The organism is Flavisolibacter nicotianae (genome assembly GCF_003628535.1).
In the GTDB taxonomy this organism is placed as follows: Bacteria; Bacteroidota; Bacteroidia; order Chitinophagales; family Chitinophagaceae; genus Flavisolibacter; species Flavisolibacter nicotianae.
Window position 1 is genome coordinate 86,924 of the sequence record NZ_RBCI01000012.1, and the last position, 12,149, is coordinate 99,072.

The 12,149-nt window shown below is 51.8% G+C and carries 11 protein-coding genes; 5 read left to right on the top strand and 6 right to left on the bottom strand.

All coding sequences use genetic code 11. The features are described 5' to 3' along the window. Positions 1–41: 41 nt before the first annotated feature. The gene (locus tag D6024_RS21950; protein ID WP_121356965.1) at positions 42–1,460 is read right to left on the bottom strand and encodes an SDR family oxidoreductase; all 1,419 of its coding nucleotides are present in this window, start codon (positions 1,458–1,460) and stop codon (positions 42–44) included. A 767-nt stretch (positions 1,461–2,227) separates the two neighbouring features. Here D6024_RS21950 and D6024_RS21965 point away from each other — a divergent pair. Next, positions 2,228–3,202, top strand: coding sequence for a CapA family protein (locus tag D6024_RS21965; RefSeq protein ID WP_121356968.1), 975 nt, complete (start codon positions 2,228–2,230; stop codon positions 3,200–3,202). Between the two features lie 34 nt (positions 3,203–3,236). Continuing rightward, positions 3,237–3,917: a phosphoribosyltransferase gene (locus D6024_RS21970; protein ID WP_121356969.1), complete on the top strand. Its 681-nt coding sequence runs from the start codon at positions 3,237–3,239 to the stop codon at positions 3,915–3,917. Here D6024_RS21970 and D6024_RS21975 read toward each other — a convergent pair. The 5 genes from D6024_RS21975 to D6024_RS21995 all read right to left on the bottom strand — a co-directional run bounded on the left by D6024_RS21975 (position 3,901) and on the right by D6024_RS21995 (position 8,319). After that, complete coding sequence (locus D6024_RS21975) at positions 3,901–4,959, bottom strand: phosphotransferase (protein WP_121356970.1); 1,059 nt, start codon at positions 4,957–4,959, stop codon at positions 3,901–3,903. The genes D6024_RS21970 and D6024_RS21975 overlap by 17 nt on opposite strands. Then, positions 4,949–5,938 carry a ribose-phosphate diphosphokinase gene (locus D6024_RS21980; RefSeq protein WP_121356971.1) on the bottom strand — a complete coding sequence of 330 codons (990 nt, stop codon included), beginning with the start codon at positions 5,936–5,938 and terminating at the stop codon, positions 4,949–4,951. The genes D6024_RS21975 and D6024_RS21980 overlap by 11 nt, the downstream gene beginning before the upstream one ends. A 9-nt stretch (positions 5,939–5,947) precedes the next feature. Beyond that, complete coding sequence (locus D6024_RS21985) at positions 5,948–6,454, bottom strand: YciE/YciF ferroxidase family protein (RefSeq protein ID WP_121356972.1); 507 nt, start codon at positions 6,452–6,454, stop codon at positions 5,948–5,950. A gap of 45 nt (positions 6,455–6,499) precedes the next feature. After that, a complete protein-coding gene (locus tag D6024_RS21990) occupies positions 6,500–7,327 on the bottom strand; it encodes a universal stress protein (protein ID WP_162944932.1) in 828 nt (275 codons plus the stop codon). A gap of 173 nt (positions 7,328–7,500) precedes the next feature. Further along, the gene (locus D6024_RS21995) at positions 7,501–8,319 is read right to left on the bottom strand and encodes a universal stress protein (RefSeq protein ID WP_162944933.1); all 819 of its coding nucleotides are present in this window, start codon (positions 8,317–8,319) and stop codon (positions 7,501–7,503) included. Positions 8,320–8,585: 266 nt separating this feature from the next. Between D6024_RS21995 and D6024_RS22000 the strand changes: the two genes are divergently transcribed. The 3 genes from D6024_RS22000 to glk all read left to right on the top strand — a co-directional run bounded on the left by D6024_RS22000 (position 8,586) and on the right by glk (position 11,798). Beyond that, positions 8,586–9,365, top strand: a complete 780-nt coding sequence (locus D6024_RS22000; RefSeq protein ID WP_121356975.1) for a 3'(2'),5'-bisphosphate nucleotidase CysQ family protein — start codon at positions 8,586–8,588, stop codon at positions 9,363–9,365. A gap of 162 nt (positions 9,366–9,527) precedes the next feature. After that, complete coding sequence (locus tag D6024_RS22005) at positions 9,528–10,709, top strand: bactofilin family protein (RefSeq protein WP_121356976.1); 1,182 nt, start codon at positions 9,528–9,530, stop codon at positions 10,707–10,709. Positions 10,710–10,784: 75 nt separating this feature from the next. Next, positions 10,785–11,798, top strand: coding sequence for a glucokinase (glk, locus tag D6024_RS22010; RefSeq protein WP_121356977.1), 1,014 nt, complete (start codon positions 10,785–10,787; stop codon positions 11,796–11,798). The last annotated feature ends 351 nt before the right edge of the window (positions 11,799–12,149 follow it).

Below are 12,149 nucleotides of genomic sequence, written 5' to 3' on the forward strand. Positions count from 1 at the left end.
TTGTAAACGACTGCGTGCAGGAATTTTTATGACAGCCGTTGTTATGCTCCGGCAATCCGGTTGATCATGCCGTTGAAAATAAAGCCATGAAAAGGCAGCACCGAGTACCAGTACAGCCTGCCGAGGATGCCGAGCGGCCGGAATGTAGCCGTTTGAATGAGCTCGTTGTTATTGATCCTGAATTCCAGCCAGGCCTCACCGGGCAATTTCATCTCGGCATAAAGCAAAAGACGTTTTTCTTCCTTGCTGGCGAGCAGCACCCGCCAAAAGTCCAGGGCTTCGCCGGGAAAAATATCGCTCCCGCTTCTTCGTCCCCTGCGCATGCCCACGCCACCAAAAAGCTGGTCCAGGAAACCACGCAGTTCCCAGAGCCAGTTGCCATAGTACCATCCAGTCCGTCCGCCCAGTTGCCAGATCTTTTTGAGCGACTGCGAGGGGTCAGCCAGTTTGCGTTTCCGCACGTCGGTAAAGCAACCGTTGGTGGGCACTTCAATGTAGTGTGAAAGACCTTTGTGCAACAGGTTACTATTTTGCGCATCCTTCCAGCTCGAAAGCACCTGATTTTGTTCGATCTTGTCGAAGGCGAGTTGGATCGCGTCGTCATATGAAAGCAGTTTGATGCCGAGCCGTTGGGCCAGGTCGTTGGGTTGGCAAATGACCTCTGTCTTCATGCTTTCCACGAGGTTTTTGGCCAGCGAATAAGAGGTTGACGTGACAAAATAGAGCCAGTAAGAAGAGAGACGTGGTGTCATCACCGGTACAACGAAAATGCGGCGTTTCAGGCCGCGGATGTGCGCAAAGCGCAAAAGCATTTGTTTGTAGGTAAGAATGTCCGGTCCGCCAATATCGTAACTCCTGTTGTATGTTTCTTCTTTACCCAGCACACCGGCCAGAAATTCCACCACGTTCCGGATGGCGATGGGCTGGCAGCGGGTTTTCAGCCATTTCGGTGCAATCATTACCGGTAATTTCTCCACCAGGTCGCGGATGATCTCAAACGAGGCACTGCCGGAGCCCACGATGATCCCGGCCCGAAGCGTGGTAAGGGGATAGCGGCCGCCGGACAAGGTTTTCTCGACATTTTTGCGGGAGGCCAAATGCCTCGACAGGTGATTCTCGTTCACGATGCCGCTCAGGTAAATTACCTGTTTTACTCCTGTTTCGTCCATGCGTTGCCGGAAGTTGCGGGCACTGGCTTCTTCCAATTTTTCAAAATCACCGCTCGTGGTTGACATGGAGTGGATGAGGTAATAAGCAGCATCGATGTCGGCTGGTATTGCTTGTAAACTTTCGGGTTGCAGGAAGTCGCCTTCCACCAGGCTGATGTTTTCGTAGCTGTATTTATTGGGAAACCGGTTCTTGTCGCGCAGGCAACAAACTACGTGATGACCCTGCTGCAGTAAGGCAGGCAGCAGGCGTTGGGCAATATAGCCGGTTGCACCGGTTAAGAGAATTTTCATGCGAATCGTGGTTGAACTTTTTCTCCCATTATAACAATTGGTATTACCTGCGGTTCACTGCGGTACCAAGTTGGGAAGACTGACGGAATTTGCAAAGCGTGTGCTTGGGTTAGGTAAATTTTTCACAGCCGCAGGATTCCGGCATGCAATAAAAAAACAAACTGGCAGGCGTGTTAACACAAGCAATCGCTGGCCGGCTAAGGCATTTTGTGCCTCTTCGTTTCCATTGTTCATTTACAGGAAACGAATCTTTTTGGGAGAGGTCTTTCGCCTGGTGATGAGTTCTGTTGGGAAGCTGGTTGCCAGCGATTTTGCGTCGCCAGGGGATGCAAAAAAACAGTGCAGGTTGTTGCTGCAACCTGCACTGCCGGCGGATGAAAGTTTACAGTTTTTTGCCACTGTTATTCTTTCACTGTCTCTTTCCATGTACTGTCGTCCTGGCCATGCTAACAGTTTTTATTCTGTATTGCAACCATAGTTTACTGTCTTTTAAACAGGTATTTCTATCGTGCTGCATGACCGACTTACGGTGAATGAATCTGGTATAAAAATAGCCGCACGGACCGGTCGTTCCCCTAACGAACGTCAGCAAAAGGGCTGTTTGTGGTCAGGCAGAAAAGAGCCGATCAATTCTGCCCGTTAAAAGAAAGTTGGCTTGTTTCATTTGGTTCTTGTAAAGAGGCTTCAAATGATCTGCTGACCGTTGTCAGCGACAAACGCGGTCCTCATCATTGGATCGCCTTCGCCGATGCAGGTAATCTTGCGGTATGGACGAAGGGACACTGGTACTCGGTTTAACCGGCGATGTAATGGTGGGCCGCAACGTAAATGATGCGATGAACAACAAGGGGACTCGCTACATCTGGGGCGACCTGTTGCCTATACTCCGGGCTACTGACCTGAACATCATCAACCTTGAAGCAGCGCTGACCCGCCACAACCAAACCGTGCCGAAAACCTTTCATTTCAAAGCCGATCCGCAAAACGTTTCTGCGCTCAAAGATGCCAATATTCACCTGGTGAACCTGGCCAATAATCACGTGCTGGACTATGGCGAAGAAGGACTGTTGGGAACCCTGGAAATACTGCGTTCTGCCGGGATCCTTTTTGTGGGTGCCGGTAAAAACAGTAGGGAGGCAGCAAGGCCCGTCATCCTTACAGCAAAGGGTCTTTCTATCGGTGTCCTGGGCTATACCGATAACGAACCACGGTGGAAGGCCGGGACGTCGAAACCCGGTGTGAACTATATTGACATTGCACAAAAAAACGACCGGGAATTTGCCCTTTCCTGCATCCGGGAAGCAAAAAAAGAAGCCGACTTTATCGTCGTCAGCATCCATTGGGGACCGAACCTGAAAGCCACACCGGGCCAGCTTTATACCACTTTTGCACAGGCGATGATCGATTGCGGCGCCTCCCTTGTTCATGGCCACAGTGCACACAATTTCCAGGGTATCGAACGGCGCGGTCCAAAACTGATTTTTTACGACACCGGCGATTTTGTTGATGATTACATGGTGCATCCCGAACTGAAAAATGATCATTCATTTTTTTTCCGGGTAACTGTTGACAAAGGCGGAATCAAAAGCGCCAAGCTCCTGCCGGTACTGATTTCACATTGCCAGGTGAACCTTGCCAAAGGCAAACAGGCATCGTGGAGTTTGCAGCGGATGCAAACTCTTTCGTCGGCGTTTGCCACAACGATCAGCGATGACGGGGAGATTGATCTGGTGCCGAAATGAGCGCAGGCAAATTTTTTCATGCAAAACAAACGATATGTTCATTGATCGAAAAGATGCAGCACAGCGGCTTGCCACGGCACTGGAAAAATACCGGGACAAGAACGCGGTAGTGTTAGGCATACCAAGGGGCGGTGCCGTTACGGCGTATTATGTTGCCAGTCATCTCAACGCGGAGTTTTCCCTGCTCGTAGCCAGAAAGCTGGGACACCCCAACAACCCCGAATATGGCGTTGGCGCCATCGCCGAAGACGGCACCATTCATTTAAATCCAACGGCTCTTTACGAAGTGGCCGAGGAGGACATTGAGAGTGAAGCGGCGACACAAAAAAAAGAGATCCGGAGGCGTATCCAATTGCTGCGAAACGGTGAGCCGCTCCCTGATTTGAAAAACCGCGTGGTGATCCTGGTTGACGATGGCATTGCGACAGGTGCAACGATGTTTGCCGCCATTAAAATGTGCCGGAACCAGGGCGCTGGGAAGATCGTTGTCGGGGCACCGATTGCCGGACTAAAGATGGCCGCCCGCCTGAAAGACGAAGTGGATGAAGTGGTGATCCTCGAAGTCTCGGAATATTTTCACGCCGTATCGCAGGCCTATCTTTCCTTCGGCCAGGTGTCGGATGAGGAAGCCCTGGCCTTGCTCGAACGATGGAAGCAGGAAAAACTGCAGGGCCGCAGGCCTTCCGCTGCACCGCAGATCATCGACGAGCCGTAGGTTCGGGTTGCAACAGGTATTGTTCGGCCAGTTGAAGATAGGCATGGGCTTTTGCCAGCCATTTCGGGTCGGATCGATACGGTTCTTCGTCCAGGTGCCTTACCACCAGGTAGGCACGCACAAATGCTTTTTTTGCTTTGTAAAAGCGGACGAGGGATGGCGATAAGATGTCGCCGGAGCATTCTTTGTATACGTCGAAAAACAGCTCGCCAACCTGCGGATTACCCAGCATCTCGCATTCCATGGCCAGGTAGGCCAGTTCTTCTGCGGGGTCCATAACACGAAGTGCTTTGCTGAATTCCAGTCGGTCGATGATCACCGGTTCAGGGGTCACGCAAATGTGCTCGGGACGCAGATCGCCGTGGGCATCGAGAATTGCTGAGCGCTGCACCCGTTCCTGGAAGAGGGTGGGATAGGCTACCAGGAAGGCAGCCAGCTTTTCTTTTAGTTTTGTCAACAGCGCAAACGGCAGATGGTAGGCCGGCAGCAGGAGTTGCAGGTGGGTGATGATAATGTCCGTCTCCAGTTTTCGCAGGTACTGCAATCCGCTGAGTGGCACCCGGGGTGTGGCTGCGTAAAAGGTGGCCAGCAACCGGGCAGCGCGTCGGACAGCGGTTTCGTTCAAACGGTGGTGCTCAATGGCATTGTCCAGCATGTTTTCTTCCGGGATCCGTTTCATCTTCACCAGCCAGTCAACTACCGTTCCGTTTCCTTCAAGTTGCAGCCTTCCGTTTTCGTTCATTACCAGCGGGATGACGCCCAAATAAATGTCCCTCGCTAAAAATTGATTGATGTTGAATTCTTCGCGGCTGTTGCGCAGGCGGGAAGCGAGGGTGCGGTGGTCAAAGAAATCGTAGGCAACCGGTTTTTTCATTTTATACACGAAGCCATTTGCCAGGAAGACCCACGACATGTGCGTTTCTTTTACGAGCACGTTTTTCGCATCGAAGGGAAAGGCCGATCGTTGCGAAAGAAACTGCACTTTTTCTTCGACGCGAACGTCTTCTTTTGTGCTGGCTTGTTTGGTTTTGTCAGGCGTCATGAGTCTGGTCGTTTTCGAGCAGTTCATCAATCGATCCGCCTTCATTGATTCGCCGGATTGCTTCGGCAAATAGCGGCGCAGCATCTACGATGGTTAGTTTTGATTTTACATCCGTGCTCGCCAGGCGAAACGGCGGCACCGTGTTGGTGATGACGAGTTGGTCCAGCACCGGGTCTTTCAATGTCTCTGCCGCCCGGCCGGTAAAGAGACCATGCGTCGCCATCGCGATTACGCTGCTGGCGCCGCTGCTCCTGCAGGCTGCGGCAGCCCGTACAACGGTGCCTCCTGTGCTGATCAGGTCATCCAGGATAATGACAAGCCGTCCGTGAACGTCGCCGGCAAGCCGGCTGCCCCATACTGTTCCACTGCTGCGATATTTTTCCATAACGGCAAACGCCGGCGGTTTGGGAAGCATTTTCTCCAATGTTTCGAAAAACTCTTCTGCCCGTTTGGCGCCGCCAAAATCTGGCGACACTACAGCTACGTCCCTGTCACTGATCCGCCCTGCCAGGAAGGAAGCAAAAAGCTTTTTCGCCTTCAGGTTTTCCGCCGGAATGCTGAAGGCGTTTTGAAAGGCCTGCAGGTTGTGGATGTCCATCGTTACCACGTTGTCGGCGCCGGATGCTTCCAGCAGTCGTGCCACGTAACGCGACGTGACCGGATCGCCGGGCTTTGTGCGCCGGTCTTTCCGTGCATAGCAGAAATAGGGAATGACCGCCGTTACCGATTTGGCGGCAGAATCTTTTAGCGCACTGATAAAAAACAGGAGGCGGCAAAGTTTGTCGTTCACGGTTTGCCTTGCATCACTGTATAGCGAGTGAAGAATAAAGGTGTCCTGGTTGCGAATATTTTCCAGCGGACGGATTTTATGTTCGCCATCTTCAAACTCTCTTTCTTCGTGTTTGCCCAGCGAAAGTTGAAGGTGGTTTGCCACCTGCCGGCCAAATTCCTCGCTTCCCTGTAACGCAAAAAGCTTCATGTGACTTGGTTAATGGATCAGCGCCGTTCTTGCTTTTGCGTTGACTTTTTTTTCGGCCAGTTTGGTCAGCCTTTTGTCTTCCTTTTTTTCTTCTTCCATGATCTTGTGCAGATCGGTTGCAAGTTTATCCAGTTCCAGCAGCCGTGCATACGAGGCAACCGTCCCGTACTTCGCAATCATGTAGTGGTTCATGCATTGATGGGCCACGATCAATCCTGCATCGAGCACCTCGGGATCGGCGGCGGCTTCCTGCACTTCTTTTAGTTCCCGCACTATGTCTTCGGCTACCGTATTCCGCCTGTCAAGACTGGTAGAGCCCAGGTCCGTCAGCATTCCCTGCAGGCTGGACGCATGCCCAGCGGCGGCTTTGCTGCCTTTTTCAAAAATTTTTTGCAGGTCTTCGTTGGCAATGACCCGTGCTGTTTCGTTCAACGCATTCGACCACCTGTTTTCCGCTTCAAAAATGGACTGAAGCTGGTAAATCATCAACCCTCTGAGCGTGGCAACTTCTTTCATACAAAAATCTTTTTTGAGGTTAAAAAAACTGCGGTGAGGATGTTTTCAGTGGGCAATAAAAAGCGGGATGCTGGTCGGGTGGATGTCACCAACGCGGTCTTTTTCAAAAAACGTTTCCAGTAAACCGCTGCCATACGAACCCATCACCACGATGTCGTTTCGCTTCTTCAGTAGAAAATGAAAAAACGCTTTGGATGCGGCGTTGTCCAGCGGCTCCACTTCAACGTCGGCAAAATGACAGTTGAGCCAGTCGGCCAGCTCTTTCCGGCTTTCGGGAAACGGATCTTTTTCCGCACCGATATCGATCACTTTAACGCGTTTGTTTTTAAAGCCAGGAAAGAGGTGCAGGAACTGCTTCATGGCAAGCACCGACGAACGCATGCCGTTGTACACAAAAACAATGTTGTCGATCAACTGGACATTTTCCGGTGCAAGAACAACAGGGCATTCGGCTTCCTGCAAAATGGTTTTCACAAAACGCGAAGGCAACTCGCTGCCCGGGTTTTCTATCGACAGGGCTGCATCGAGTACAAGGGCATCGGCAAAACGGCTTTTGTTTTTGATCGTTGCGGCCGGCAACTCACCAATGGTTTGGAACGAAGCCTGCACGCCGTTGCGTTCTGTTACTTCAAAGAATTGTTGCCGTATTTCTTCAGCACGCCTGTTATTGGCTTTTGTATTCCTGATCAAGACAGATTCAACGACAATGTCACCGGCTTCTGCCTGAACAACCGTGAGTTCTTCTTTTTCCACTTCCGCTTCGAGAAAAATTCCGGTCAGGTTGGAGTGGGATAACCGCGCCATGTGACACGCAAAGTGGACGACATGCGTACTCACTTTCCGGTTATCCAGCAGAACCAAAATTTTTTCCATTTGTTTTTCTTTGAAGGTAAACCGGCCTGTTGCCCGGCGCAATGATCGTCATCACCGGAAAGCATGATTAATTTAAGAAACACCGGAATGCCTCACAAGGTTGAACGCAATGCAACGATCTTCCTGCCGCACTGATCCTGTCCATCGCTTTTTTGCGAAAACGATCAGGACCGTTAACGTGCTTTCAGAACCAGCATGGGCAGCCTGACATCGAAACTGACGGTGGTGGTATGCGTGAGCGAAAACAGCCGTTCGAAGAACGAATGCTGGTGGGCAATCATCACCAGCAGGTCGGTCGGGTGCGTGGTAACGAAATCAAGAATACCCCTGTCCACATCGTCCGATTCCACCCGGTCGTAATAGTAGGTGAGTGAAGACAACAAACGACCCATTTCGAGCTTTCCTGCCGTATCAGTCTCGGCAGGTTCCGCACCTTTTTCTTCTACGTGCAACACCCGCACTGATGCATCAAATTGGTGGGCCAGTTCGATCAGTGGCGCAAGGCTGATACTTTCGATGCGCCTGGTAAAATCAATCGCCAACACAATGGTTTTAACCGGTTGGTATGGACTTTCCTCCGGAACCAATAATACGGGCAGCGGAGATTTGCGCAGCATCTTTAATGTGGTGCTGCCCCAGTGGTGCCCATCCCCCGTGTGTTTGATCCCAAGCACCAGCAGGTCGGCACCCACTTCTTTGGCCGTGTCGTTGATGGTGTCTCCTTTGGCCCCGATTGCAATTATGCTATGCAACGTTGTGTGGTACTTGCCCTGCAAACGGTCAACTTCCTGCCGGATGCGTTCGTCTTTGTTGGCAAGCAGTGAATTGACATTGGCTGTCCAGGGCTCCGGCCCGGGCAGGACCGGCATGACCTCCGTGTCCACATGAAGAAGGTGAACCGTTGCGCCGGTGACTTTGGCCAGTGAAATGGCATACTCGCCTGCATTTTTTGCGGCCTGTGTAAAATCGGTTGGGACCAGTATTCTTTTCATAACAACAGGTTGTGGGTGCGGAATTAAAATTGCTCTGTTTCTTTCCTTAAAAAAATGACGGCGGTTGATCGCGGCGGTGACCGTGATCACCATGCGAAAACGCAAGCCACAGAGAAGATTGGGTGCATGCTGAACCTGCGGTGAACGGAAGCTGCGTATGCTTTTAAGACATGGCCTTGAACAGGAAAAATGTTCTACAACGTTGCTCCATTGTAATTGATCGTTTTCAGAACTGGAACCTTTGAAGATCTTTGCGAATTAAGACGATGACAGGATTGACACAACTTTTGGAAACGGCAATGACTGCAGCGCTGGAAGCGGGACATGCGATCATGGACGTGTATGCCTCGGGTAACTATGCAGCAACCGTGAAAGAAGGCGACCAGCCGGTTACAAAGGCCGACCGGTTATCCAACGGCATCCTCACCACGGCCTTGCAAAAAACCGGGCTCCCTGTTCTTTCCGAGGAAGGCAGCCGTCTTCCCTATAACGAAAGAAAAAACTGGGATGCGTTCTGGCTCATTGATCCGCTCGACGGCACAAAAGAATTTCTTCATCAACGCAGCGAATTCACCGTCAACATTGCACTGGTGAAGCAGGAGACAGCCGTTGCCGGCGTCGTCTACGCACCCTGTCTTGATTGCCTCTATGCCGGCTCGGCCGAAACCGGCGTATTCAAAACCGACAACGGCGTTCGAACGGTGATGCCGGGTTTGCCCCAGCGAAAATCGTTCGATAAATTAAAGCAAATGCAAACCATCACGCTTGCCGTATCGCGTTCGCATCTTTCGGCGGAAACACTGGACTTTTCGCGGCAGTTTTTGCATCCCCGTTTTTTGTCAAAGGGAAGCGCTCTCAAATTCATGCTGCTGTTGGAGGAAGAGGCAGACCTTTACCCGCGTCTGGGCCCAACAATGGAATGGGATACGGCTGCCGCCCACGCAATCCTGAATGCATCCGGCCGTGGCGTTTACCGGGTGGATTTACAGGCAGAACTTCGCTACAACAAACCGGACCTGCACAATCCTTTTTTCCTTGCTTTTTAAGCCGTGCCGGCACGTTTTCGATGAAGGCTATACGGCTCTTTCCAGACGGGTGCACTGACAGCACTCAAAGAATCGTTTGATAGCCATCATTGGAAACCGCCCTGCCGGCTTGCTACTTTCGGGTGGCAAGAAACCATTCTTTCAATCCATAAAAACCATTGTATGAAAAAGCTCGTTCTCCTTTTGCTTGGCTGTGGTTTTTTCGTCACGGCACAGGCATACCGCATTGAATGGGGAAGAACAGTGACGATAACACAACCCGTTCACGAAGACCTTTATGTGGCGGGAGGCACGGTTACCATCAATGCACCTGTTTACGGCGACCTGATTGTGGCAGGAGGAACCATTTTTTTGAACGACACCATTGCCAACGACCTTCTCCTGGCTGGCGGTACGGTCCACATCAACGGCTATGTGGCCGATGACATCCGTTGTGCCGGCGGCGAGCTGCACGTCCTGCAAAATGTGGGTGGCGATCTGGTGATCAGCGGCGGCCGTGTGGAGGTGGCCAGGAATGTAGTCATCAACGGCGGCCTGGTTACCGGTGGCGGCGATGTGACGTTCGACGGAACCGCAAACGGCAACATTCGCTCGGCGGCGGGGACGATGCGCTTTAACGGGACATGCCTGGGCAATTTCGAATTTCGCGGCGAAACACTGGTCCTGAACGGTGCAGTGAAAGGTCAATCGGTAATTGCAGCACGGCAACTGCAGTTTGGGAGCACGGCGGTGCTGGACAACAATGTGCGCTACTGGACTAAACGGGGTCAGGTTGATTTTGGACGAAACCTCCGCAACGGCACGGCTGTCTACGACCCAACATTGAAAATCCAAACGAGTTCATGGTATTTCCTGGGCCGTTCCACCGTGCTGGGATTGATCTGGTACCTGTCCACCGTATTTATTTTCATTCTGCTGCTGCAATACCTTTTCCGGAATACCTTCCGGCGGGCCGGCGACACGGTTGATGAATCCATGCTCAAGTCAATGGGCTGGGGCCTCCTTTTCTTCGTGGGTGTACCGGTCTTGATTGGTGTTCTGCTGATCACCGTTGTGGGCATACCCGTCGGCCTGATCCTCATGGCCGGCTATATTTTGCTGCTGCTGCTGGCAACCGTCATTACCTCGCTTGTGTTTGCCAACTGGTACAACCACCGGTTTGCACAACAATGGACCTTCTGGCAAATTGTGGCGGCTTCCATGGCGATGTTTGTCTTATTCAAACTGGTAACGTTTACGCCTTTCTTTGGATGGCTGGTCATGATCATGGTGGCCTCCATTGCAATTGGTGCGCTGGTAAAAACCATTGACTGGCGAAGAAGACACCCGGTGGCTGTTTCGTAAGAACGCCTGGCCTGTTCGGCTCAAAATTGCAGGACCGAAGTAAAAGTCAATTCAGTCATTTTTATATCCTGGTTTATGCTGTTGAAAATTGCCGGTACGCAACCAAAACCGTTCACCGCACTTCTGGCCGGCGACGTTGGCGCCACCAAAACGGACCTTGCCATCTTTGATTGGACAGAGAACGGGTTGCAAACACGGAAAGAAGGTAGTTGCAAAACCAAAGCATACCCCGACATCAGCGCCCTGCTGCATGATTTCGTGGCCAATGAAAAAATGCCGGCCGGCATTTGTTTGGGCGTGGCAGGGCCTGTGCAGGGAGGAAGGGCCGACCTGACCAATCTTGGCTGGCAGGTAGAACAGGAGGCCCTGTCGCGGCAATTCAACCAGGCACCTGTCCGGTTGGTGAACGACCTGGAAGCAACGGCTTACGGGCTTGCCTTGCTGGATGAACAGGATGTTTTTGTGATCCACGAGGGCGACCGTTTTCCAACGGGAAATGCGGCCATCATCGCACCGGGAACGGGACTGGGAGAGGCCGGGTTGTTTTTCGACGGGGAGGGCTATCATCCTTTTGCTTCCGAAGGCGGCCACGTTGATTTTGTACCCCGTACCGACATTGACCTCGAGATTTTTTCGTTTCTCAAAAAAAAGTTCGGTCACGTCAGCCAGGAACGGGTGCTCAGCGGGCCGGGAATCTGCGTCCTTTACGACTTCCTGCGACAAAAAAAGGACAGGGAAGAACCGGCCTGGCTAAAAGAAAAACTGCTGGCCCACGACAAGGCAACAGTCATCTCTCAAAATGCAACGGAATGCGAGATCTGCAGGGAAACCATGGAGCTGTTTCTCCGTTATCTCGCCGTTGAATCTGCCAACCTTGTGCTGAAGTTAAAGGCAACCGGCGGCCTTTTTATCGCGGGTGGAATCGTGCCGCACCTGCTGTCTTTTTTGGACAAGGACATTTTCCTGAAATGGTTTCGCAATGCGGGTCGCCTGAAAGGGCTGTTACAGCAGGTGCCGGTAAAAGTACTTGTGGCGAAGAAGACGGCTTTGCTGGGAGCTGCCTTTTATGGTTTCCGTCATTCATCCTGATCGGCAAACGTTGCCTTGCACTACGTGACCAAAACAAGACGCTTTCCCCAACCGTTGTTTGCAAGAAAGATCACGGTTGCGAAAAATAAAATTGCTATGGAAAATACCTGCTAAAAAGGCATTCCTCTATCACTTCTGCACATGCGTGCCCTGGCGCCTTCGCTGGCAAATGCGGGTACGCTCCTGTCGACCCTGAAGGCCAATCCATTTGAAAATCTGATTCTTTATCCTAAATTGGTTACGCATACCTTTTGCAAGACTGCAGCGTACTCTTCAGAACTGTTTCGTTGCCGGCAGTCCAAGCTGTGAAAGCCGTTGGTAGAACCGCGATCGCAGCCCGTTGCTGTCAGG